General features: G+C 53.5%; 17 protein-coding genes. 9 read left to right on the forward strand and 8 right to left on the reverse strand.

Annotated features, from left to right (window positions below; translation table 11 throughout):
• Positions 1–4: 4 nt before the first annotated feature.
• The 3 genes from BUB30_RS25600 to hppD all read right to left on the reverse strand — a co-directional run bounded on the left by BUB30_RS25600 (position 5) and on the right by hppD (position 3,469).
• The gene (locus BUB30_RS25600) at positions 5–463 is read right to left on the reverse strand and encodes a DinB family protein (protein WP_073140156.1); all 459 of its coding nucleotides are present in this window, start codon (positions 461–463) and stop codon (positions 5–7) included.
• A 79-nt stretch (positions 464–542) separates the two neighbouring features.
• Entirely contained in the window at positions 543–2,273 is a 1,731-nt protein-coding gene (locus BUB30_RS25605) for a phospho-sugar mutase (RefSeq protein ID WP_073140159.1), read from the reverse strand.
• 101 nt (positions 2,274–2,374) lie between these two features.
• Positions 2,375–3,469, reverse strand: a complete 1,095-nt coding sequence (gene hppD, locus BUB30_RS25610) for a 4-hydroxyphenylpyruvate dioxygenase (protein ID WP_073140162.1) — start codon at positions 3,467–3,469, stop codon at positions 2,375–2,377.
• 406 nt (positions 3,470–3,875) lie between these two features.
• On the opposite strand from hppD, the gene BUB30_RS25615 reads away from it, so the two are divergent.
• Positions 3,876–4,241, forward strand: a complete 366-nt coding sequence (locus BUB30_RS25615) for a hypothetical protein (RefSeq protein WP_073140165.1) — start codon at positions 3,876–3,878, stop codon at positions 4,239–4,241.
• A gap of 55 nt (positions 4,242–4,296) precedes the next feature.
• Here the strand turns inward: BUB30_RS25615 and trpS are convergent, their stop codons facing one another.
• Complete coding sequence (trpS, locus tag BUB30_RS25620; protein ID WP_073140168.1) at positions 4,297–5,268, reverse strand: tryptophan--tRNA ligase; 972 nt, start codon at positions 5,266–5,268, stop codon at positions 4,297–4,299.
• 72 nt (positions 5,269–5,340) lie between these two features.
• On the opposite strand from trpS, the gene BUB30_RS25625 reads away from it, so the two are divergent.
• Positions 5,341–6,420, forward strand: coding sequence for a DUF1573 domain-containing protein (locus BUB30_RS25625; protein ID WP_073140170.1), 1,080 nt, complete (start codon positions 5,341–5,343; stop codon positions 6,418–6,420).
• A 58-nt stretch (positions 6,421–6,478) separates the two neighbouring features.
• On the opposite strand, the gene BUB30_RS25630 is transcribed toward BUB30_RS25625, so the two are convergent.
• Positions 6,479–7,699, reverse strand: a complete 1,221-nt coding sequence (locus BUB30_RS25630) for an acyl-CoA dehydrogenase family protein (protein ID WP_073140173.1) — start codon at positions 7,697–7,699, stop codon at positions 6,479–6,481.
• A 372-nt stretch (positions 7,700–8,071) separates the two neighbouring features.
• On the opposite strand from BUB30_RS25630, the gene BUB30_RS25635 reads away from it, so the two are divergent.
• Positions 8,072–9,040, forward strand: a complete 969-nt coding sequence (locus BUB30_RS25635; RefSeq protein ID WP_073140176.1) for a tryptophan 2,3-dioxygenase family protein — start codon at positions 8,072–8,074, stop codon at positions 9,038–9,040.
• 14 nt (positions 9,041–9,054) lie between these two features.
• Positions 9,055–10,875, forward strand: coding sequence for a toxin-antitoxin system YwqK family antitoxin (locus BUB30_RS25640; RefSeq protein WP_143165086.1), 1,821 nt, complete (start codon positions 9,055–9,057; stop codon positions 10,873–10,875).
• Positions 10,876–11,081: 206 nt separating this feature from the next.
• Here BUB30_RS25640 and BUB30_RS25645 read toward each other — a convergent pair whose 3' ends face one another.
• Positions 11,082–13,223, reverse strand: coding sequence for an alpha-glucuronidase family glycosyl hydrolase (locus tag BUB30_RS25645; protein WP_073140181.1), 2,142 nt, complete (start codon positions 13,221–13,223; stop codon positions 11,082–11,084).
• Between the two features lie 63 nt (positions 13,224–13,286).
• Positions 13,287–14,312: a LacI family DNA-binding transcriptional regulator gene (locus BUB30_RS25650; RefSeq protein ID WP_073140184.1), complete on the reverse strand. Its 1,026-nt coding sequence runs from the start codon at positions 14,310–14,312 to the stop codon at positions 13,287–13,289.
• 392 nt (positions 14,313–14,704) lie between these two features.
• On the opposite strand from BUB30_RS25650, the gene BUB30_RS25655 reads away from it, so the two are divergent.
• The gene (locus tag BUB30_RS25655; protein WP_073140187.1) at positions 14,705–17,803 is read left to right on the forward strand and encodes a SusC/RagA family TonB-linked outer membrane protein; all 3,099 of its coding nucleotides are present in this window, start codon (positions 14,705–14,707) and stop codon (positions 17,801–17,803) included.
• 20 nt (positions 17,804–17,823) lie between these two features.
• Positions 17,824–19,605 (forward strand): RagB/SusD family nutrient uptake outer membrane protein, encoded by a 1,782-nt coding sequence (locus BUB30_RS25660; RefSeq protein ID WP_073140190.1) that lies wholly within the window; start codon positions 17,824–17,826, stop codon positions 19,603–19,605.
• Positions 19,606–19,744: 139 nt separating this feature from the next.
• Here BUB30_RS25660 and BUB30_RS25665 read toward each other — a convergent pair whose 3' ends face one another.
• Positions 19,745–21,112, reverse strand: coding sequence for an MFS transporter (locus BUB30_RS25665; protein WP_073140193.1), 1,368 nt, complete (start codon positions 21,110–21,112; stop codon positions 19,745–19,747).
• A gap of 124 nt (positions 21,113–21,236) precedes the next feature.
• Here BUB30_RS25665 and BUB30_RS25670 point away from each other — a divergent pair, with 124 nt between their 5' ends.
• The 3 genes from BUB30_RS25670 to BUB30_RS25680 all read left to right on the forward strand — a co-directional run bounded on the left by BUB30_RS25670 (position 21,237) and on the right by BUB30_RS25680 (position 23,862).
• Positions 21,237–21,728: an Lrp/AsnC family transcriptional regulator gene (locus BUB30_RS25670; RefSeq protein WP_073140196.1), complete on the forward strand. Its 492-nt coding sequence runs from the start codon at positions 21,237–21,239 to the stop codon at positions 21,726–21,728.
• Between the two features lie 173 nt (positions 21,729–21,901).
• Positions 21,902–23,476 carry an NAD(P)/FAD-dependent oxidoreductase gene (locus BUB30_RS25675; protein ID WP_073140199.1) on the forward strand — a complete coding sequence of 525 codons (1,575 nt, stop codon included), beginning with the start codon at positions 21,902–21,904 and terminating at the stop codon, positions 23,474–23,476.
• 17 nt (positions 23,477–23,493) lie between these two features.
• A complete protein-coding gene (locus BUB30_RS25680; protein ID WP_073140202.1) occupies positions 23,494–23,862 on the forward strand; it encodes a CoA-binding protein in 369 nt (122 codons plus the stop codon).
• Positions 23,863–23,953: the final 91 nt, after the last annotated feature.

The raw sequence follows: 23,953 nt of genomic DNA on the forward strand, positions 1-23,953 counted from the left end.
CCCCTCACGGAGACGGAGCACAAAGCCGGCGGTGATAGTTGATTTGGCCGAGGTGATAGCCCAGGTGCGCCGACAGGTGGATAAGAAAAAAGGAGGTAGTCATGGCGTAGTCGAAAACGGGTGCGGGATAGTCCTTTTCCAGCAGGTTCGGATCCAGCTTTTCCAGGGTTGTGGCAACGGCCTGGCGGGTCCGTTGGATCTCGGCAAGGAGATCGCGGCGTGAGACATTTTTAGCAGAGAATTCGAGGTCGCGATTGCGTTTGTAGTCGGAGCCTCCGAGCACGGCGCCGATGTAGTGCTGCAGGTTGCCACAAAGGTGGAGACAGAGATTGCCGCCGGGGTTTTTGATGGTGCCATCGATGTTCCAGATGGATTCTTCCGTGGGATATTGGTTGATCTCGGCTTCCATCTTAGCGACGTCGCGGTCAAAGATTTTGTGGAGGGATTGGAGGAAGGGAATCATAGAGGAGGTGGTTGAAATTCATTTTAAACCGCCTCGCCCTCGCTGAAGCTTTAGCGGAGATGAGGCGGTTTTAATTTTTTTAAACGGAGAGCAAATAGGCTTCCAGTTGCTTTATTTTATTCTCAAGCACAGCATCCACTTTCGCAAAGTCTTCCTTCGATTTTAGCGGTGCATGAACGCTGACATAGAATTTTATCTTCGGCTCTGTTCCTGAAGGTCGCACCGAAAGCTTGCTGCCATCTTGCAGATAAAATTGAAGTACGTCAGACGCCGGGAAATCGAGTGTTGAGGTTTGACCGTTGAGGAGATTTTTTTCTTTCAGCGTCTTGTAGTCCAACAGGCGTTCTACTTTGCTGCCGGCAATTTCGGCAGGAGGGTTGCCTCTGAATTTCTCCATCATGGCCTTGATCTCTTGTTCGCCTTGCTGGCCCTTTTTCGTTACATTCACGAGGGCTTCCTTGTAGTAGCCAAAGCTCACATACATGTCGATCAGCCAGTCATACATCGACTTGCCTTCATCGGTTGCGCTCGCGGCCATCGCTGCAAAGAAGGCGCACGCCGATACGGCATCTTTGTCGCGCACGAAATCGCCCACCATATAGCCATAACTTTCTTCACCCGCGGCAATGAAACGTTCTTTGCCGTCTAGCTTACCCATAAGTTCCGCGATGTATTTGAAACCGGTCAGGGTATTGTAACAGGCAATGCCCAACTGTTTGGCCATGGTGTCCACCAGTTCGCTGGTCACGATGGTCTTGGCGATGTAGGCGTTCTTTTTGTCTTTTTGATTTTTGAGGATGAAATACATCATGAGGCAAAAGGCCTGGTTGCCATTCAGCAAGATGAACTCGCCGTCGCTTTTGCGCACGCCGATGCCCACGCGGTCGGTGTCGGGGTCGGTGGCCATCACCATGGTGGCGTTGGCGGTCTTCCCTTTTTTGATGACCATTTCCATGGCCGATTTTTCTTCGGGGTTGGGCGAGGGCACGGTGGGGAAATTGCCGTCGGGCACTTTCTGTTCATCCACCAACTGAATGTTGGTGAAGCCGATCTGGCGCAAACATTCTGGCACCATGGTAATGCCCGCACCGTGGAGGCTGGTATACACCAGGGGTATGTCGCGATGGCGCGCGATGACGTCGGGGTTGGGAATAAGTTTTTTTACTTCCGCGTAGTAGGCCTTCTCCACCTCCGGCCCGATGGTGTGAATGCGCGCGGCATCGGCAACAAAACGCACTTGTTCGAACGACGTGATGGCGTTCACTTCCTGGATGATGTTCTTATCGTGAGGCGGCACAACCTGTGCGCCACCGGTCCAATAGGCTTTATAGCCGTTATATTCCTTGGGGTTGTGTGAAGCCGTGATCACGATGCCCGACTGGCAGTTCAAATACCGGATGGCAAACGACAGCAGGGGCGTGGGGCGCAGTTCGGCAAACAAGTATACATCCACCCCGTTGGCGGAGAGCACGGCGGCCGCGGTCTCGGCAAAGAAGCGGCTGTTGTTGCGGCTGTCGTGGGCGATGGCCACGGTGATCTTCTTGCCGGTGAAGCTTTTGTTCAGGTAGTTGGCCAGGCCCTGAGTGGCGACACCCACGGTGTACTTGTTCATGCAGTTGGATCCGGCGCCCATAATGCCGCGCAGACCGCCGGTACCAAATTCCAGGTCCTTATAAAAATTGTCGATCAGCTCTTTGGGGTCGGGCTTGGCGAGGAGGGCTTTCACTTCGGCCTTGGTGGCGTCGTCGATGGCGGGGCTGTCCAGCCAGGTTTGGGCTTTCGCGCGCACGCGTTCAAGAAGGTCGTTCATGGTTGTGTTTCTCTAAAGGGTAATACGCCCAAAAGTAGGTAAATTCTTAAACCCTCCCAGCGCTTTAAGGTTTAAGAATTCCACAAACCAGGCAAAGTTCTCTAGAGGTTGCCGCGCAGTGCCTGCTCCCGTTCAATGGCTTCGAAGAGGGCCTTGAAATTTCCTTTGCCAAACGACTTGGCCCCGTTGCGTTCAATGATCTCGAAGAAGACCGTGGGCCTGTCTTGTAAGGGCTTGGTAAAGATCTGTAACAGGTAGCCCTCGTCGTCGCGGTCGATGAGAATGTTGAGCTTTTTCAATTCCTCCAGGTCTTCCTGTATGGTGCCCACGCGTGCCATCACGTCGCTGTAGTATTGCTCGGGAACGTACAAAAATTCCACGCCCCTGCGTCGCAGTTCACCCACGGTGTAGATGATGTCGTCGGTGGCGATGGCGATGTGTTGCACGCCGGCGCTGTTGTAGAAGTCGAGGTATTCTTCGATCTGTGATTTCTTTTTGCCTTCGGCGGGTTCGTTGATGGGAAACTTAACATACCCGTTGCCGTTGGAGACCACCTTCGACATGAGGGCGCTGTATTCGGTGGAAATGTCTTCGTCGTCAAACGTGATGAGCAGCTTGAATCCCATCACGTCCTCATAGAATTTTACCCACTTGTTCATTTCGCCCAGCCCCACGTTGCCCACACAGTGGTCGATGTGGAGCAGGCCGATGGGCTCGGTCTGTACGAGATTTTTACGGGGCTTGTAGCCGGGGAGGAACGGGCCTTTGTAATTTTTTCTTTCCACGAACGTATGCACAGTCTCGCCATAGGTTTTGATGGAGGAGATGACCACTTCACCGAACTCGTCTTTCAACACCGTGGGCTCCCGGTCGGGTTGTGCGCCGCGTTTTGTGGTTTCGTAAAACGATTTGCGCGCGTCGTCCACCCAGAGGGCGAGCACTTTCACGCCGTCGCCGTGCGTGCGCACGTGGTCGGAAATGTAGGAATCTTTTACCAGGGAGGTGGTGAGCACAAGGCGGATCTTATTTTGTTGCAGCACGTAGGAGGCGCGGTCGCGAACGCCGGTCTCGGGGCCGGCATAGGCAACCAGTTGAAAGCCCATGCAGTGTTGGTAGAATAAGGTGGCTTGCTTGGCGTTGCCAACATAGAGCTCGATGTGGTCGGTGCCCAGCAGGGGGAGAAAGTCTTCGTTCATGGTTGTCGTTTTTAACGCCTAAGTTTTGTGTTGACCGATGCCTTCGCTCGCGCGGAGTCTTCATCGCCGGCCAATTTTAGCCTAAAGTTAGCGCTTCGGGTGCAATCGTTTGGGATATGCAAAGGACATTCTGTGGTCTGTGGTTTTGAGAACGATTATTCGGCGACGGTCGCCGAAAAGGGTAGGATGACCAAATTTTATGCGTAACCCTCGAGGCGTCTACGGGCCTTTGCCAAAGGCAGCTGCGTTGATGGGAGGGTGGATTGGGACGACCTGCGCCGGCAAAGCCGCAAACGCGCCAGGATCCACAAAAGTGGAGATAGCGCAAAATGGCTTTGGAGGGTCAGGTCAAAATCCATTTTTCTAATTCGCCGAATTCTGTAATCTTTGCCAAAAATAACCCGGTATGAACACCACGGCACTTGATAAGGCCCTTCAGGAAATTGTAAAGAAAAGAGAAGAGCTGGCAAAGATCGACTACAACAATCCCAAATACGACGATCTCGAAGAACAGCTCCACGACCTGGAAGACGCCTTCCAGGACGAGTACGGCGACTTCCTGGAAGACGCCCTCCAAACCGTTCACGATGAATACTGCCCCGACAACGATGTGCTGATGCCCATCGCCTACCTCGGCCAGGGCGTGCCCGTGGAAGTGGACAAACTCCCCGGAAAAGACACTCGCCTCGTGCTTTCGCCCGCGCCCACGCGCATCATCCTGGCGCTTGGAAAGGACAAGCAACAGGTGGTTTGGTCGGTCGATAAAAAATAGACTTGAAATGATCCGGCATGCCGGGCAAAGAAAAATAGGAGAGGTTCCCGGCTTTTTAGCGGGAACCTAATTTTTTGCGTACACGATCCAGCACTTCAAAGGCGATCTTACGGGCCTTTGCCTCACCCTCCGACAGCTTGGCTTCCAGGGCATCGATGTTGCTCATATAGTAGTTGAAAGCCTCACGCTCTTTCTTGAATTTCTCCACGATCAGGTCAAACAACATCTGCTTGGCGTGGCCATAGCCAAAATTTCCGCCCAGGTATTTCTGCCGTAAGTCTTCGGTTTGTTCGGGTGTGCCCAGCAATTTGTAGATGGCAAACACATTGTCGCCGTCGGGATTCTTGGGCGCTTCCATGGGCGTGCTATCGGTCTTGATGGTCTTGATCACTTTGAGCAACTCTTTGTCGGGCAGAAAAATGTCGATGATGTTGCCATACGACTTGCTCATCTTCTGGCCGTCGGTGCCGGGGATGGTCATCACGCTCTCTTCGATCTTGGCTTCGGGGAGCACAAACGTTTCTCCAAAGGTGTTGTTGAAGGCGGAGGCCACGTCGCGCGCGATTTCCAGGTGTTGGCGTTGATCCTTGCCCACCGGCACAAAGTTGGCATCATACAAAATGATGTCGGCTGCCATCAGCACGGGGTAGGTGAAGATCCCGGCGTTTACGTCCGACAGCTTTTCGGCCTTGTCTTTAAACGAGGTCGCATTGGCCAGCATCGGATAGGGCGTGAGGCAGCTCAGGTACCACGTCAGTTCACACACTTCGGGAATGCGCGACTGGCGATACAGGTAATTCTTCTCCGTATCAAAACCAAACGCCAGCCAGGCCGCCGCCACAGCGCGCACATTGGCCACGCGGGTTTCGGTGTCTTTGACGGTGGTGAGCGAATGCAGGTCCGCTATAAAGAAAAAGGAGTCGTTGCCGGGCTTTCGTGAAAGTTCAATGGCGGGAATGATGGCCCCCAATAAATTGCCTAAATGAGGACGCCCGCTGCTTTGAATACCCGTTAAAATTCTGGCCATAGTTTTGCAAAGAAAATAAAATAAAGCTGAACTGAATTAGTTTTAACTTTGCCCTTCTAAAAAATCGAAAACATGCGGGTATCCTTCGCCATTTTTTTCATGTTCCTCGCCGTGGCAGCTTCCGGTCAAATGGTCAAACTGGTCCAATTCCGTGAGGAAATCTTCGACTTCGGCTCCGTAAAAGAGCAAGGCGGCGACGTCACGCACGAGTTTTTGTTCACCAACGCCACCGGCCGGCCCATCAAGATCCTGTCGGTGCAGGCCTCGTGTGGATGCACCACGCCGGCGTGGTCCAAAGAGCCCGTGGCACCCGGCAAAACCGGTTTTATCCAGGCCAGCTTCAACCCCAAAGGGCGCCCTGGCTATTTCAATAAGTCGCTCACCGTCACCACAGATGCCGATTCCAACCCCATTATCCTCCAGATCAAAGGCCAGGTGGCCACCGAAGTGGGCGCCCCCAACTCCGAATTCCAGGCCTCCAACGGAAACTGGAAACTCAAATCGGGCTCGTTCAACATGGGCAAGGTATTCGTGAAAGACGAATTCACCGTGCGCGACTTCCCTTTCGTAAATGGAGGGACAAAAGACATTACCTACTCCGGCAAGTACGTGGGACCAGCCTTTATCAAAGTGGATGTTCAACCCAAGACCGTCGCCCCGGGCAGCAAAGGCAACGTAAAGATCAGCTATAACGGCAAAATGAAGGGGCAATACGGCTTTCAATCCGACAACGTAGAGATCTTCACCGACGACGACCAGAACTTCACCAAATCATTCTCCATCTACGCCACACTCGAAGATGAGTTTGCCAACCTTAAACCCGAGGATCTGGCCAAGGCACCCCAACTTCGATTACAAACCACCAACCTGGACTTCGGTCGTGTGCAACCCAACGCCTCCACCGAACGCGAAGTGCAATTGTTCAACGCAGGCAAAAAGGAGTTGACTATCAAATCCGTGCAAGGCAACTGTACGTGCATCACCGCATCGGCAAAAAAGACAACCCTCAAGCCTGGCGAGAGCAGCACGATCCGCATTTCGTTCAACCCCATGGATCGCAAGGGGACGCAGCAGAAGTCTGTGACCATCTATTCCAATGATCCACAGAACCCTGTGCAGCGCGTTCTTTTTTCAGCCTACGTTGAAGATTAGTATTCAGTAGCAAGTAGCCAGTAGTCAATACGAATGATCAACTACTCGCTATTGACTACTAATAAAAAGCAGGAATGCCTGTGATCTGATTGCCCAAAATCAGCAAGTGAATGTCGTGCGTACCTTCATACGTCACCACCGACTCAAGGTTCATCATATGTCGCATCATCGGGTACTCGCCCGTAATGCCCATACCGCCGTGGATTTGTCGAGCTTCGCGGGCAATTTCCAGAGCGGTGTGCACGCTGTTGCGCTTGGCCATCGAGATCTGTGGTGTCGTGGCTTTGCCTTCGTTCATGAGCACGCCTAACCGCCAGTTCAACAACTGGGTCTTGGTGATCTCGGTCAACATCTCCGCTAACTTTTTTTGCACCAACTGGAAGGAAGCGATAGGCTTGCCAAACTGTATCCGTTCGGCGGCATAGCGCCGCGCCGATTCATAGCAATCCATGGCTGCGCCGATCGCGCCCCAGGCTATGCCATAGCGGGCAGAGTCGAGGCACATCATCGGGGCGCCCAACCCATTCTTGCCGGGCAGCAGGTTTTCTTTGGGCACCTTCACGTTGTCGAACACCAGCTCGCCCGTTGCGCTGGCCCGCAGCGACCATTTGCCGTGGGTTTCCGGTGTGGTAAATCCTTCCATGCCGCGTTCCACCACCAGACCGTGTATTCTTCCTTCTTCATTCTTGGCCCACACCACGGCCACATCGGCGCGTGGCGAATTGGAGATCCACATCTTGGCGCCGTTCAGCAGATAGTGGTCGCCCATGTCTTTAAAATTGGTCACCATGCCCGAAGGGTTCGAGCCATGGTCGGGCTCGGTCAACCCAAAGCAACCCAGCCACTCACCCGAAGCCAGCTTCGGCAAATATTTTTTGCGTTGCGCTTCTGATCCGAATTTATAGATGGGGTACATCACCAGCGATCCCTGCACGGATGCCGTCGACCGCATGCCCGAATCGCCGCGCTCGATCTCCTGCATAATGATGCCGTACGAAATATAGTCAAGACCACCCCCGCCATATTCGTGCGGAATGGTCGGCCCAAACGCGCCTATCTCACCAAACTTGCGAACGATCTCGTAAGGGAAATGAGCACGTTGTGCCCAATCCTCGATATAGGGGGAGATCTCGCGTTTCACAAAATCGCGGATGGAACTCCTGATCAGCTTGTGCTCTTCGGTCAACAGATCGTCAACCCCGTAAAAATCAGGGTGTTCATACAAATCCTGTTTCAACGACTTCTTGGTTTGGGATGCTTCAAGGGCGCTAATGGACATATACAGTTGCGTTTAGTGAAAGACTGAGTGCGCGGACACAAACGATGGATACGGTGCGAACGATCACGTGGTTTTGACGGCCTCCTGGCCGGGGCTGCCAGTCCTGAACGCGGGCTCTTTGTTGAGCGTCCCACAACACGTTAGGGTGGGGCTATGGCTCAAATTCCATCTACCCTTGCACCCTCCATTCCAGGACCCCAATGCCCATTTGTTGGTGTCCCACCACCAAATCACATTCAGCATCCCATCGTACTCCTCAGATCGTCACCCCACAAAATGGTTTAAAGCCGCAAAGGGTTCGCTCCGTATTACTTTGTGTTTTAACTTTCGGACAAATTTACACAAGTAATTTACATTCTTATCCTTTGACCAATGGCCGACAACGCGGTGGACCCTACGCTCCTGGAACAATTGAAGAAACTACAGGCCAAATACAATGTCATGGGCCAGGACCTCTCGTCCTACCTCGACGGCCTCCTCTATTCCGATTACCTCACCTATTGGGACTATATCCACCTCGACACCCTCCTAAGCCTGCAGTCGCCCAAAACGCACTTCCCCGACGAAAAAGTATTCATTGTCTATCACCAGATCACCGAACTCTATTTCAACCTGGTGTTGTGGGAGCTGGAACAAATGGCCAACCATGAGAACCCCGACGAAGCCTTTTTTGTGGCCCGCCTTGGGCGCGTCAATCGCTATTTCCACCAGCTCCGGGATTCGTTTTCCATCATGGTAGAGGGTATGGAAAAAGACCAGTTCCTTAAATTCCGCATGTCGTTGCTGCCCGCCAGCGGGTTCCAGTCGGCCCAATACCGGCTCATCGAAATTTGCAGCACCGACATGATCAACCTCGTCAACATCGCCGAGCGCGAGGCCGTGAACGAGTACAGCGACATCGACGTGCAGTTGGAAAAACTCTATTGGCGCAGCGGCGCCACCGAACTGGCCACCGGCAAAAAAACGCTCACACTCCAGCAGTTCGAAGAAAAATATATGGCTTGGTTCAAAGCCACCGGCATGCGCTACCGCGACAAGAACATCCGCAAACGCTACCTCAAATACTTCCCCCAAAGCGCACCGGTCATCGCCGCCCTGCGCGAGTTCGACATCCTGGCCAACGTGCTCTGGCCCTTGGCCCACCTCAAGGCTGCCGGCCACTACCTCAACAAAAACGCCGAAGACATCAAGGCCACGGGAGGCACCAATTGGCAGAAATTCCTTCCCCCACGCTTCCAAAAAATCATGTTTTTCCCCGAATTATGGTCACCCACCGAAAAAGAGGAATGGGGAAAGGCCGCCTTCATGGCCAACCCTATGGAGCTTATCCATAAACACTGAAATTATTACTACCTTTGTCAGGGACTAACGTGCTGGCATTGAGAATTTTTACTTCCATAATCCTCCTCTTTGCGAGCGCGAGCTTCCTTTGCGCCCAGGGTGTCACCCGTCAGACCTACCACGATAAGGAGCGCCAGCATCTCAAGGAAGTCTACCAGGTAAAGGACACGATCCGCAACGTCAACCATGGCCTGTACATTTCCTATTATCTCAACGGCAAGATCGAGTCCAAGGGGCAGTTCACGAACAACGAAACGTCTGGTGTCTGGGAGTTCTATTATGAAACCGGCAGCCTGCGCATGCGCGGCATCCTCTTCAAAGGTGCCAACTACGGCCTGTGGGAATATTTTTTCGAGAGCGGCCACAAGAGCATGGAGGGCATCATCTATGGCAAAAACCGTGAAGGTGAGTGGCGTACCTACTACGAGACCGGCCAGGTGAAAGACGTTGGCGAATACAAAGACGGCAAACACGTTGGCCATTGGAAAACTTTTTTTGAAGACGGCTCCCTCAAAGGCGAGATCGACTACACCGAAGACTTTGGCCGCTACACCGAATACTACCACTCTGGCAAGATCTATGGCGAAGGCCCCCGCACGGGTACAAAAAATGTGGGCCTCTGGCGCTACTATGCCGAAGACGGAACCTTGCAAAATGAAGGTGAATTCGAAAACGGCAAAAAGAGCGGAACCTGGACCACCTATTATCCCTCCGGCAAAGTGATGTCGCGTGGCGCCTTCCACGCCGACGAACCCGATGGTGCCTGGGAGTACCTCTACGAAGACGGCACCGTGCGTTCGCAGGGCGAATTCGAGAACGGCAAGAAAGAGGGCTATTGGAAATCGCTCGGCTCCACAGGCAAACTCAAAAGTGAAGTCACCTACAACGCCGGCACCGGCGAATACCGGGAATATTATCCCAGCGGCAAATTGAAAGTCAAGGGCAACATTGTCGAAGAAAAGCGGCAGGGCAAGTGGGAGTTCTTCTATGAAGACGGCAAGAAAGAAGGCCTCTGCCAATACGAGAAAGGCAAAGGCACCTACTACGGCTACTACCCCAACGGCAATCTCCAAACCAAAGGCACCCTCGAAGAAGACCTGAAAACCGGCACCTGGGAGATCTACGAAAACGACGGCAAACTCTCCGGCTATTACCGCCCGTTCTATGACGACCGCAATCTGAGCAAGGAAATCACCACGCTTGCCAACAAGGGAAGCAACACAAAGCGGGAAGCCTATGCGCCGCGCCGCTTCACCTATTTCGATTCACGGTTCAACGAATTTCAGGGCGTCATCTTTGGCACCAACCCCGTGTGGCTGGCCACGGGACGGCTACCGCTGGGCCTCGAATTTTATATCCAGGAACGCATCGGCCACGAGTTCGAGTTCATTGGCATCCGCAGTCCATTCTTTGTGATGGACCAGAACATCACCCCCGGCAAGCGGTTCGAGCGGGGGTATAGCATTGCGATCAAGCAGAAATTTTATAACGCATTGAAAGCAGGCATGTGGTACTTCGGGCAGGAGATCCGGTTCACCAACCTGGGGCACTTCGTAAACCAGAAACAAATGAACAGCCAAAACCCGGACGACATCTTCACGTTCAATGCCGTGGAGCAGCGGATCGAGTGGGGGGCGTTGCTGGGGTATCGGCTGATGAAGCGGAATAATGCCAAGGGATTTACGATTGATGCTTTCATTTCGGTCGACATTGGCTATCGGAGTTTTGATGTTGATCCTAATTTTGCGTCATACTTTGCGGACCTTGATCAATCGAAATTTTCACATACCGTGCATGTGGGGTTGAATTTGGGGAATGTGTTTTCGTTTCGTTAAGGAGGGGAAAACATTTTGAACTGCAGAGGGCCCCGCCCTTGATGGTGTTCTTCACCAACAAGAATAGCTTTCACCCAACGCTCCCGAAGCAAACAATGCCCTCCCAGTAATTCATAAGTGATTTATAAAGTCGCTTATATCATTTAGTGACCACGCCATCAAATCTTGTTGGTGAAGAACACCATCAAGGGCGGTGGGCGGTAGCCTCACCATTTCGGCCGTATCCCCGGAGCAAACGGAAATTCTAAACTCTTATAATATTCCAAAGTACCCTCCGGCTTCTCCAGTCCCGCAGGCACCGGCATCTTCGAGAAACTTTGAAAATACAACACGCAAGCATTGCGCCACCACTCCGCCTCCTGGTGCTGAATGGTCAGCAAACTTTTTACATGCTGAAATTGCTCCTCGTCAACTTTATGCTCCACGCTATTCCATTGGCGCTGCATCCACGCAGTAGAATCTGCACCGTTATAGTAGGCATGACATAACGCATCCCATAAGGATTCACCCGATGGCATTTTATACTTCCAGGGTAAATGATGAAACCACAAAAGATATTTATTCGGGCAATGGGCCAACGGGCCATACAATTCCTGCACTTCTTTCGCGTATTGGGAAAGCGCGTTACTACCCGACGCCGTCCGGTCAAATCCTACGCCAAGGCTATCGGCTTGGTGGTAGTAGACGGACGTCCAATCGGCGCGCGGCTTGTCTTTGATCCAGGGGCCCGGGCCATAGTGGTGGTTGTAGCCCATGATGTGGTGCAGCCCCAGCGGCGTCATATACTGAACAGTGATCTCGCGCGAGGCCAGCATCATCGCTTTTGTCGGGGCGATTACCGCGGGTTGATTTGAGAACGTCATCCGGATCCATTCGTCGGCCAGGGCTTCCGACGATAGTTCATGATCCCAGGCCAGGCGTCCATAGGCATACCAATTGGCCTGCGCAAACGGGTGACCACACCAGTTGCGATCATTGCCGATGTTGGCCACACCGGCAATCGCGGTGAGGCTGTGGTGATCCAGCGAGCCATCTACCACTTTTGAAACAAGCGAGCCTTTTCCTTTCGTATAGGTATCGGCATCCAGGCATTCTTTGAACAGCGGTGCCATGTACACCAGGTGTGTGGCGAAGCCGAGGTATTCTTGGGTGAGTTGAAATTCCACCATCAACGGCGTGTTGGGCATGGCGCCAAAGAGCGGGTGAAAAGGTTCACGCGGTTGAAAGTCGATGGGACCATTCTTCACCTGGACCAGGGCATTGCCTTTGAATTTTCCATCCAGCGGTTTGAATTCGGTATAGGCTTGCTTTGCGCGATCGTCGGTCACTTCATTGCTGTAGACAAAGGCGCGCCACATCACAATGCCGTTGTGTGGTGCGAGCATGTCGGCGAAGAGATTGGCGCCATCGGCGTGGGTGCGGTTATAGTTTTGGGGGCCGGGTTGGCCTTCGGAGTTGGCCTTGATACAAAAGCCGCCAAAGTCGGGGATGTAGGTGTAGATCTCGTCGATCTTTTTCTTCCACCAGTTTCGGACATCGGCGTCCAACGGGTCGGCTGTGGGTAATCCCCCGATCTCCACTGGGGCGCTGAAGCGGGCTGTGAGATAGACCTTGATGCCGTAGGGGCGGAACAAATTGGCCAGCGCGGCAACTTTCTTTAAGTAAGGTTCTGTCAATATTTGAGCGTTGGCATTGACGTTGGTGAGCACCGTTCCGTTGATGCCGATCGACGCATTAGCGCGGGCGTAATCGGCATAGCGCGGGTCGATGTAATCGGGAAGCTTGTGCCAATCCCAGAGCGAAAAGCCGGCATAGCCACGCTCCACGGTGCGATCGAGATTATCCCAATGATTTAAGATCCGTCGTTTGATCTTTGGCGTGCTGGCCACGGAAAGCGATTGAAGACTTTGCTGTGTTTGTAACAGACGTATAAAGTGGAACGTGCCATACAGAATACCAACGTCCGTATTGGCCGCGATGACGATGCAGGGCGTTCCTTTCACCGATGTGTTCGTAATCAGGAATCCTTCGTCTCCCAGTGTCCCGAGCGTTGCATCGAGATGTAAGGCGGCAATGAGCGGTGAACTCTTTGGCGTTCCCAGAAGAAGAGTTCCGGGACCCATGTTTTTTCCGGTGATCAATTTTGTTCCCAACAGCCCGGCAACAGCCTGTTCCAGTTCTTTTTGTGCTATCGTCAGCGTGGGCGATTCCGTTTCGATCACCAAGGTCTGCAGCGCCGCTTTATATTTTTTTGCGACAGCGGCATCCTCGATCGATCGGTAAGACAACCACAACCGGTAGCCATCGTCGGCTACAACGGATGCGGTGAGGCCCGCGAATACGATCATCAAAAAGCAAGGGCGTAAAAAAGCAGACAAGGAACGTGTCATAGGTGCGGGCTTAGGGAAGGGTTAGACTTTTTTTCGAAGCGACGACTCGCGCACGATCAGGTCGTGGCGCAGCACGATGGTGTTGAGGCTGCCACCTTCTTTGCTATCAAGTTTCCGGATCAACGTGGCCGCGGCCAACTCGCCCATTTCCTGGCCGGGATAATTCAGCGTGGTGAGATTGGGTTCGATCACTTTGGAGAGTGGGTCGTTGTTAAAACCCGTCACGGCAATCTGTTCCGGGATCTTTATGCCGGCCTGTTTCAACGTGGCGATGCAGCTCACGGCCGTGGTGTCGTTGGCGCAAAAGATGCCGTCGGGCAATTGGGGGAGTGCCAGTATGCGCTGCGTGACCTCCGCGCCGGCTTGTTCGGACAGGTTTGAAAAGAAAACCAGTTCCTCGTCGTACGGCAGCATGGCGTCGAGGAGTGCATGTTTGAAGCCGCGGAGGCGCTCGCTATAGACGTTGCGTTTGATGTCGGCCGTGATGTGGGCAATGCGACGGCACCCTTGCTGGATCATGTGTTGCGTCACTTCATAGGCCGCCTTGTAGTTGTCGATGATGATGCTGGTGCACTGCGGGTGTTCAAAAACGCGATCGAAGAAAATGAGGGGTATGCCTTTGTTGAGAAAAAGATCGAAGTGTGAAATGGTTTCCGTGTCGTAGGCCAGTGAAACCAGCAGACCATCTACACGGCTGTTGTAGAGGGTCTTCACGTTGGTCATTTCTTTGTCCTTGGACTCGATGGACTGGCTGATGATGAGGTTGTAGCCGGCAGCGTTGGCCACTTTTTCCATCCCCGAGATGACCGATGCCATAAAATAGCTGTTGAGACGCGGCACGATCACGCCGATGGTGTTGCTCCGGCTGCGGCGAAGGTTGCTGGCGAAGTGGTTTTGCTGATACCCCATTTCCTTGGCCTTGTCGAAGATGCGCTTGCGGGTATCCTTGCGGATAGCCGGGTGATCTTTCAGCCCGCGGCTCACGGTGGCCGGCGATAGGTTCAAGGCCTCAGCAATGTCATATATGGTGATCTCCTTTTGGCTCATAGGGTATTCTTTCGAAAAGAAAGTTATGGAATGCAAAATACAATGCAACCGCCTTTTACAGGATGCCTGATTTACCGGGCCTCACGTCCGGAAACAGGGGAGCAAATTTCTCCCGCCAACACTGGCCTTAAACCTTCCAAAGCCACGAAAAAGCATCATTTTAATATAATCGGTTGCATTACAATAATGAGCAATTTTGACGTAATAAAGACTATATATAAAAATATATTTGCAATCGGTTGCATAATTTGAACCTTTCGCTGACCTTAGTCATCTCATTGTCCTTTTCGCTGCCGAATTAGTTGCTACCGTCATCGTGAGAAACCGGGAAGGAGGCCTTTTTGTGCCCAAACAATGCAATCGATTTCGAACACTCGCTAAACCCTATATCTATGAAACAAAAAAGTCTACTCATTTTTTATGACCGTGCCTGGCGCCCGACGCGACTGCTGCTACCACTCATCCTGCTGTTGTGCGCACCGGCCTTTGCGCAGAGCACGGTGAAAGGAAAGATCACCGACGCCGAGGGCCAAGGCATGCCCGGCGTCAACATCCTGCTCAAGAACTCCACCACCGGCACTACGTCGGATTCGGATGGAAATTATGTGCTGAGCATCCCCGCATCCGAAACCAGCGCCGTACTGGTATTCTCCTTCATCGGGTATGACACACAGGAAGAAACCGTTGGCGATCGTACGACCATCGATCTCAAAATGAATCCCAACCTGCAATCGCTGAGTGAGATCGTCGTCGTCGGCTACGGCACTGCCAAGAAAAGCGATGTCACCGGGGCGTTGGTGCGCGTGGATGAACAAACCCTGCGCGAAGTGCCGACCTCCAACATCTCGCTGGCCTTGCAGGGACGGGCAGCAGGCGTCACGTTAGACCGTACCTCGTCGCGGCCCGGGGCCCCCATGCAAATCCGCATCCGCGGCAATCGCTCGCTCGGCGCAGCCGATGCCGGTAACAACGACCCGTTGATCGTGGTGGATGGCATCCCGTTCAGCGGCTCCATCAACGACATCAACCCCGATGAGATCGCCGCCATCGACATCCTCAAGGATGCCTCCGCCACCGCTATCTACGGCTCGCGCGGTTCGAATGGTGTGGTCCTCATCTCTACCAAACGCGGTAAGGTCGGTAAGCCAACCATCACCTATGATGGTTACTACGGTGTGAGCTCGGCGATCGCAAAATATGATCTGTACGATGGCCAGGAGTACGCTGCTTTCCGCACAGCTTCCGGTTATAACGGTGCAACACCGGCAGACCCGTTGAAAGGATTCACCGCCGACGAGCAGGCATCCTACGCGGCCGGGAAGCAAACCGATTGGCAGGATGAAGTCTATAAGAAAGGGTACATCACCAATCACAACATCGGTCTTTCCGGTGGGGTGGAGAACACGCAATACGGCATCAACGCCGGCTATTTCAAAGAGACCACCGTGCTGCCTGGTCAAGCTTTCACACGCTATTCGCTGCGGGCCACGCTGGATCAGAAAGTAGGCGAGCGTGTCAAGATCGGGTTGAATACGCTGAACTCGGTGAACATCACCGACGGTGAAAACGCAAACCCGATGTTCCAGGTCATCACCCTCAGCCCGCTGTATCGCGCCCACAACGACGATGGTTCCATCAACGAACTTCCCGCCACGGGCTCCATCGACAACACCACGCGCAACCCCTTATTGATCTACAACAGCGACCTGTGGAAGCAACAACGCAAACGCCTCCGCACGTTTAACAGTCTCTACGGCGAAGTGAAGCTGGCGGAAGGATTGAAATACCGTTTGAATGTTGGTCTCGACTATTACAGCGACACCTTCGGCGACTATCGTGGCTCCAACACACCTTTTCAAAACGGCTCGGTGAACACCGCCCAGGTCAAAGACGAAACCAACTGGAGTTACACCCTGGAGAATTTGCTGACGTATGATAAGACCTTCGCCGAAAAACACAAACTCAACTTCACCGGGCTTTTCAGTGTGCAGGAACTGGAAAACACCAGCAGCACCTTCAACATGACCGACGTGCTGGCCGACCCCGTGCAGTACTACAACCCTTCGCTGGCCAACACCTTCTCGAGCGCCGTGGGTACCTACTCGCGATGGGGATTGCTCTCCTACATGGGGCGCGTGAACTACAACTACAACGACCGCTACCTGCTCACGCTCACGGCACGGGCCGACGGCTCGTCGCGGTTAGCAGAAGGCAACAAATGGTTCTATTATCCCGCGGCAGCGCTGGCCTGGAACATCCACAACGAAACGTTCCTGGAAAATGTGAGTGCCATCTCCAACCTGAAACTACGGCTGGGCTATGGCAAGACCTCCAACCAGGCCATCGCGCCCTATTCCTCTCTGGGGCAACTGACGCGGGTGCCTTACAACTTTGGAACGACCGGCATGTATGGATTGCTCGTACAAAACGTGCCGAATCCCGGTCTGAGCTGGGAGTTTACCACCACCGCCAACATCGGTCTTGACTTTGGTTTGCTACGTAACCGCGTCACCGGTTCCATCGAACTGTATCAGCAAAAAACTTCCGACATTCTGCAGAACAGAACGCTGCCCGTCACCGCCGGCATACCCGGCGCGTATGCGCAAAACATCGGCAAGACCGAGAACAAAGGTCTGGAGCTGACCTTGAGCACGGTGAACATCGAGGGCAAGACCACCGGAGGATTCACCTGGACGACGGATCTCAACTACTTTTTGAACCGCGAAGAGATCACCTACCTCGCCGATGGTGCTACGCAAGACATCAACAACGGTTGGTTTGTGGGCCATCCGGTGGACGTGATCTATGATTATAAAAAGATCGGCATCTGGCAAACGGAAGAAGCCGCAGCCGCCACAGCGTTCGATGGATCGAAAGCCGGCTATATCAAAGTGGCCGATCTGAATGGCAGCGGGGTGGCCGATCCGGCCGACCGCACCATCATTGGCACGCTCCAACCGAAGTGGCAGGGCGGCATGACGAACCGGTTCAGCTATAAAGGGTTCGACCTTTCCATTGTGCTCTTTGCCCGTGTGGGCGGTTCGCTGGTGAGCACGCTGTATCAATCCAATCCCAGTTTTCCCATCAACACATTGGAAGGAAGAAGAAACGGTCCCAAGGTGGACTACTGGACGCCCGACAATCCAACCAACGAGTATCCCAAACCAGCCAGCCTTGGTAACGACAATAAATATGGATCCACGCTCGGCTATTTTGATGCCACATTCATGAAGATCCGCAGCATCAACCTCGGTTATAAAATTCCCGAAGGTTGGCTGGGCCGCACCGGTCTAACGTCGGTGAGAATTTATGTGGCGGCGAACAACCCGTTCAAAGCGTTCTTCTCGCCCTATGTGGATGCAGGTGGACTTGATCCGGAAGCCACCGGCCGCGGATCTGCCGCACAACCCGGCTGGGGTCAGCGCCTCACGGTGCAGCCCAACACGCCGCTCACGCGTTCGCTCATCGTAGGCCTCAGCATAAAATATTAAGTCCTGTAAAATTTTATTCTATGAAATCAACTGTCAAACTATACATCACAGGCTTCACCGCGATGGTGATGCTCTTTTCGTCGTGCACGCACGTGCTGGAGGAACATCCGAAAGACCGCCTCACGCCCGACTATTTTCAGACGCCGCAGGGCGTGACATCCGGGTTAACGGCCGCGTATTCCTACTTCCGGTTTTATTATGCCACGCAAGGCGGCATGAACCTCTCCGTGTTTGGAACGGATGAATTCACCCATGGATCGGAACTCAACAATCCGCCCCTCAACATCTACACGGGGATCAACTCCAGCAACGGCGATGTGGCCGGGCCCTGGAACCGTGCTTATCCGGCGATCAACACATGTAACGGCGTGATCGAATACGGTGAGAAATCCACGGCACTAAGTGATGCACAGAAAACTACGCTGCTGGCGGAAGCAAAATTCCTGCGCGCGCAGTGGTATTTTATTTTGGTGCAGACCTATGGTGCTGTCACCCTCGATCTTGGCTCGGGCCCGTTGAAGTTTAATGTGAGCCCATCCAACGTCGCCAGCCGCGCGCCGATCGCAGATGTATATGATGCCATCATCAAAGACGCCAGCGAAGCCGCACAGAATTTACCGGACCGGCCGGCGGCGCAAGGCAGAGTGTGGAAAGCCAGCGCCTTGCATTTACTGGCCAAAGCATACCTCACCCGCGGATGGTCGTCGGCCGCGCAAGCCAGCGATTTTCAGAATGCCTACAATGCCGCAAAGCAATTGATCGACAACAAGAGTACCTACGGCGTGGATCTTTTGCCCGACTATGCCGACGTTCATCGCCAGGGCAACGAATACAGCAAGGAGGCGTTGTTTCAAGTCGACTGGATCGACAACACCCAATACAACAATAACAATGCCTTTGGCGTCACTGGCGACGATGGCGTACGCCAGAACGTGAGCCTCTTCTTGTTCCGCTGCCGCTACATCGACCTGCCCGGCATGATCCGCGACGTCACCAATGGCCGCCCCTTTGTGCGCTACAAGCCCACGCCCTGGTTATTGGACAATGCGTTTGCCGACAAAGTGAACGACTCGCGCTACAACAAATCTTTCCAGACGGTATGGCTTGCCAACACCGCGGCCAGCATTCCTGTGTGGACCCAAGCCGATGTAGATGCCGGCAACGTTTCGGCCGACAAGCTGAACAAGCCCAAGTTCAACCTGGGCGACACCGCCGCGTGGATGGTGCCGAAGCACCTGGAAGCACAGGTCACGCCACTAAAGGATAAAAAAGGCTACCGCGTTTTTCTTCCCACCGAAGTGAATGGACAGAATAAATTCTTTCCGACGCTAAAGAAGTTCGACGCCACCCAGGGCCGGGCCAACAACGACCCGAACATCGCGTCGGTGCGGCCATTCATGGTGTACCGCTTCGCGGAGACCTATCTCATTGCCGCGGAAGCCGCATTTAAATTGGGGCAGGTCACGGATGCGGCCAACCTCATCAACGTCGTGCGTACACGCGCAGCAGCCAATGCCGGCGCCATCACGGCCATGACGGCCAACACGGAAGCCGACCTCACGGCTGGCGGCATCGACTACATTTTGGATGAACGGGCACGTGAGCTCTGCGGTGAGCAGATGCGCTGGTTTGATTTGACGCGCACGGGGAAACTGTTGGATCGCGTGAAAGCATTTAATGCCCAGGCCGGGTCCGGCATACAAAGCTTCCATACGCTGCGTCCCATTCCGCAGCCGCAGATCGATGGGTCGGTTGATCCTTCATCGTCGGATAGTAAGTATCCGCAGAACGGTGGGTATTGATTAGAGACGTCGCGGCTGCGTCATTTTAAATCGCGTCACCGTCGCTAAAGCTTCGGCGAGCAGAGAAAGACACAAAGGGCGCAAAGGTAACGCAAAGAATTTCTTTGCGTCCTTTGCGCCTTTGCGGTTTAATGCATTTTCACACGGCTACTGTCCGCGCACTAAGCCTGACGAGCATCCATATCAGACCCGCGAGTGCATACGCTCCCCACACCGTGATTAAGATAAAATTCACGGGCATGGTGCCGGTCTCCGATGGGCCAACCAATCCCAGCAGCGACAATCCCACACCACCGCCCAAAAAGTAAGCCGTAGTCCCCAGGCTTGAGGCCACGCCATGATTTTCTTCAGCAACCTCTTGCACCGTCATCACCATCAGGCTGGGGATGCAGATGGCCATGCCGATGCCCGAGATACAAAGCATGGCCAGCAGCAAGAAGGGAAACGCACCGTTCCACCGGAAGAAAATGAACATTGCCATCGCGCCCACCACCATGCTCATCATGCCCAGGATGCCGATGTGTTGAAGGCTTAGCTTGTTTAATAACACACCCAGCACATATTTCGACACCACCATCGACAGGATCCCAAAGGGGAAGAGCAGCATGCCGGCATGCGCGGCACTGTAATGCAGCGTGTTTTGTAACACCAGCGAAATGATAAAAAGATAACTGTTAAAGAAGGCCCCCAACAATGCAAACACTCCCACGGCCAATGCCGTGCTGCGGTTCAGCAAAATATCAAATTGAAGCAAGGGATTTTGAGAAGCGACCGAACGCCGGATAAATCCATACGAAGCCGCCGCCAGCAACATCACTACCCCAGCCAACCACATGGGATGGGCGATGAATGTGGGTAAAGCATGGATGAGGTAGGAGAGCAGCAGGATCGCGCCCGTGAGCAACGATGCGGAGAGAATATCGGGAGTGCGCTGTCTCTCATCTTTAGAATCGGGCTCGATGAAGCGGTAGGCCAGCCACAGCGTGGAAGCGATCACCGGCACATTAATAAAGAACACCCACTGCCAACCGGCCCACGTGGCGACCATGCCTCCGACAGACATTCCAAAGCCCGAGCCGATGGCGGCAAAAGCACTGAAGATGCCCATGGCTCGACCACGCTCCGAAGGTTCGCGGAACGTAAATGAAATGATCGACAGCGCCGAGGGCATGATGAATGCGGCACCAATACCTTGGAGCATTCGGAAAGCGATGAGTGTCGTGAAGGTTGTTGCGCATCCGGCGCCCAGTGAAGTGAGCAGGAAAATCGCCGCGCCCCAAAGAAACATGCGTTTTCGTCCGTAGCTGTCTGCTAGTTTTCCCCCCAGGATCAGAAATCCTCCGTAGGGGATGAGGTAGAGTGTTTGCAGCCATTGCGCGCTTTGCACCGAAAGCCCGAGTGCTTGCTGGATGATCGGGGCGGCCAGGTTGACGATGGCAATATCCAGGGCTTCGAAAAATACAGCCGTGGAGGCCAAAGTAAGGATGAGCGTTTTTCGCAGGAACATGGTATTCAGAACGATTTTGTTCCGACAAGATTAATAGGCTTTAAAATGAAATAATAGTAAACGATAAAAATTGGAACAAGTGACTTAATATTTGTTATTTTATAGAACAAATACGCTATTTCCCATGCCAACAGACCTTTCAAAAGAACAAGCGGAAACCGTGCGCCTGGACAAAAAAGACTATGAGATCTTGCGCCTTCTCCAAACCAACGCCAAACTCACGGTGCGCGAGATCGCCGCCCGCGTGCATTTAAGCCCCACGCCCGTGCACGAACGGATCAAGCGCATGGAAAGCCAGGGTGTCATCCGTCAGTATGTTACGTTGGTAGACAGTCACCTGGTGAACAAGGGCATCAAGGTCATTTGCTATGTATCCCTCCGGGAACATACGCGCAAAGCGGGAAAGATCTTTATCGATTCCATTTTGAAATTCAAAGAGGTGATCGAATGCTACAATGTCTCAGGCGAGTTCGACTTCCAGCTCAAGATCGTAGCCGAAAGCATGGCCAGCTATCACACCTTCTATGTGAACGCCCTCAGCGAGATCAAAGGGATCGGACAAACGAAGAGCGTGTTCGTTATGGATACGATCAAGGAAACGCATCAGATTCTGTGAATCCGGATTTTCGTCCCCACGGAGCTTGACCCCAGCTGAAATGTGTTGGTGAAGAACACCAACACAGGCGATGAAGCTTTAGCGAAAGCGAGGCGGTCCAAAATGCATTTCTGAATTTTAAATTCCCTCTACTATCTTTGCATCTAAATCAATGAAGGATAAATACCTTCCCCATGAAAACAGTCGAACTCTCCCTACGCCCCGAAGAGGCCTTTGATGAAAATATCTTCCCCGGTATCCTCTACCAGAAGCTGGGTTTAAAAAATGACGGCAGCGTACTCGTAATTCCCACAAAGCGCTCCATCGACGCCCGGTCGCGACAGGTCGTCGTCCGCTTTCAATGCGATATTGTTTCCCCCACAGAATTTAAGTCACCGGTGTCCTACGTAAAAGATTTGCCGGACGTACGCGGCAAAGACACCGTCGTTGTCGTGGGAAGCGGTCCTGCGGGATTGTTTGCTGCCTTGCGGCTCATTGAGCTGGGTATGCGCCCCGTGGTGTTGGAACGCGGAAAAGATGTGCAGGCCCGTCGGCGCGATTTGGCGGCGATCAATAAGGAACAAACCGTCAATCCGGAGTCGAACTATTGTTTTGGTGAAGGTGGTGCGGGAACCTACTCGGATGGCAAGTTGTATACGCGCTCGAAGAAGCGGGGAGACGTTAGGAGGATACTGGAGATCCTGGTGGCGCACGGCGCGAAGGAAGAAATTTTATATGATGCCCATCCCCACATTGGCACCAACAAATTGCCGGTGTTGGTAGCGGCTTTGCGCGACAGCATTCGCGAGGCGGGTGGCGAAGTGTTGTTCAATACGCGGGTGACTGACTTGATCATCGAGGCCGGCACCCTTCGCGGTGTGATCACGCAAGCCGGCGATACGCTGAAAGGTGCGGCCGTCATTCTGGCCACGGGTCATTCCGCACGCGATATCTTTGAGTTGCTTCATCGCAAAAATATTCTCGTCGAAGCAAAGCCGTTTGCCCTGGGAGTGCGGGTGGAGCATCAGCAGGATCTGATCGATCGCGTTCAATACCATTGTGTCGATGATCGCGGACCCTATTTGCCGGCGTCGTCCTATGCCCTGGTGCACCAGGCAGCCGTGGGGGGGCGCGAACGCGGTGTGTTCTCGTTCTGCATGTGCCCCGGGGGTTTCATCGTTCCGGCCGCGACGGCGCCTGGAGAGGTGGTGGTGAATGGCATGAGTCCTTCGCGGCGTGACTCGAAATTTGCCAACTCGGGCATCGTGGTGGCGGTGGAGGAGAGCGACTTTCGTGAATTCCAGCAACACGGACCGTTGGCCGGTATGTATTTTCAAGCTTCCGTAGAACGCCGCGCATGCGCTGTGGGAGGGAACACGCAACAGGCGCCGGCACAACGGCTGGTGGATTTTGTGGAGGGAAAAATATCGGCATCGTTACTGGAAACGTCATATCAACCGGGCCTCACGCCGGCCGACATGCGCGAAGTTTTGCCTTCTTTTATTTTTAAAGCGCTGCAAGAGGGGTTCCGGAACTTTGGTGGTAAAATGAAGGGTTATCTCACCAACGACGCCCAGGTGGTGGGAGTGGAGAGCCGGACATCGTCGCCGGTAAAGATTCCCCGCGACAAAGAAACGTTGGAACATCCGCAGTTGCAGGGTCTTTTTCCCTGCGGTGAAGGAGCAGGCTATGCCGGTGGCATTGTGTCGGCGGCCATGGATGGGGAACGATGTGCCGAGGCCGTTGTTAGAAAGGTGAAGCGAACGTAAAACTCTTCAGGAAAATCATGAGCAAGAAAACCGTTATCATCGGCGCCACCCCAAACCAGGGACGATATGCCTATCTCGCCGCCGGCATGCTGACAGAATATGACCACGAGATCGTCCCCATAGGCATCAAAACAGGCGAGCTGTTCAACAAACCCATCCTCGATCTCAGGGCAAAGCCAAAAGTGGAAGGCGTGGACACCGTGACGCTCTACATCGGCCCGCGTCACCAGCCGGAGTGGTACGACTATATCCTGAGTCTGAAGCCCAAGCGCATCATTTTTAATCCCGGCACCGAGAACGAAGAATTCGAGCTACGGGCCGAGGCGGAGGGTGTGGAAGCCTTGCAGGCCTGCACGTTGGTGTTGCTCCGGTCCCATCAATTTTGACCCAGCATAAAAAAAGAAACCCCGGCCCAAACGCCCGGGGTTCTTTCTAACCTAAAACAAGAATGACTCAATTTTTTAAGGCCCTCAAAAA

This window comes from Chryseolinea serpens (assembly GCF_900129725.1).
Taxonomy (GTDB): domain Bacteria; phylum Bacteroidota; class Bacteroidia; order Cytophagales; family Cyclobacteriaceae; genus Chryseolinea; species Chryseolinea serpens.

Excerpts from the sequence above, each read along its gene's own strand:
- BUB30_RS25600 (WP_073140156.1), bottom strand. The coding sequence starts at position 463 with ATGATTCCCTTCCTCCAATCCCTCCACAAAATCTTTGACCGCGACGTC.
- BUB30_RS25605 (WP_073140159.1), bottom strand. The coding sequence starts at position 2,273 with ATGAACGACCTTCTTGAACGCGTGCGCGCGAAAGCCCAAACCTGGCTG.
- hppD (WP_073140162.1), bottom strand. The coding sequence starts at position 3,469 with ATGAACGAAGACTTTCTCCCCCTGCTGGGCACCGACCACATCGAGCTC.
- BUB30_RS25615 (WP_073140165.1), top strand. The coding sequence starts at position 3,876 with ATGAACACCACGGCACTTGATAAGGCCCTTCAGGAAATTGTAAAGAAA.
- trpS (WP_073140168.1), bottom strand. The coding sequence starts at position 5,268 with ATGGCCAGAATTTTAACGGGTATTCAAAGCAGCGGGCGTCCTCATTTA.
- BUB30_RS25625 (WP_073140170.1), top strand. The coding sequence starts at position 5,341 with ATGCGGGTATCCTTCGCCATTTTTTTCATGTTCCTCGCCGTGGCAGCT.
- BUB30_RS25630 (WP_073140173.1), bottom strand. The coding sequence starts at position 7,699 with ATGTCCATTAGCGCCCTTGAAGCATCCCAAACCAAGAAGTCGTTGAAA.
- BUB30_RS25635 (WP_073140176.1), top strand. The coding sequence starts at position 8,072 with ATGGCCGACAACGCGGTGGACCCTACGCTCCTGGAACAATTGAAGAAA.
- BUB30_RS25645 (WP_073140181.1), bottom strand. The coding sequence starts at position 13,223 with ATGATCGTATTCGCGGGCCTCACCGCATCCGTTGTAGCCGACGATGGC.
- BUB30_RS25650 (WP_073140184.1), bottom strand. The coding sequence starts at position 14,312 with ATGAGCCAAAAGGAGATCACCATATATGACATTGCTGAGGCCTTGAAC.
- BUB30_RS25655 (WP_073140187.1), top strand. The coding sequence starts at position 14,705 with ATGAAACAAAAAAGTCTACTCATTTTTTATGACCGTGCCTGGCGCCCG.
- BUB30_RS25660 (WP_073140190.1), top strand. The coding sequence starts at position 17,824 with ATGAAATCAACTGTCAAACTATACATCACAGGCTTCACCGCGATGGTG.
- BUB30_RS25665 (WP_073140193.1), bottom strand. The coding sequence starts at position 21,112 with ATGTTCCTGCGAAAAACGCTCATCCTTACTTTGGCCTCCACGGCTGTA.
- BUB30_RS25670 (WP_073140196.1), top strand. The coding sequence starts at position 21,237 with ATGCCAACAGACCTTTCAAAAGAACAAGCGGAAACCGTGCGCCTGGAC.
- BUB30_RS25675 (WP_073140199.1), top strand. The coding sequence starts at position 21,902 with ATGAAAACAGTCGAACTCTCCCTACGCCCCGAAGAGGCCTTTGATGAA.
- BUB30_RS25680 (WP_073140202.1), top strand. The coding sequence starts at position 23,494 with ATGAGCAAGAAAACCGTTATCATCGGCGCCACCCCAAACCAGGGACGA.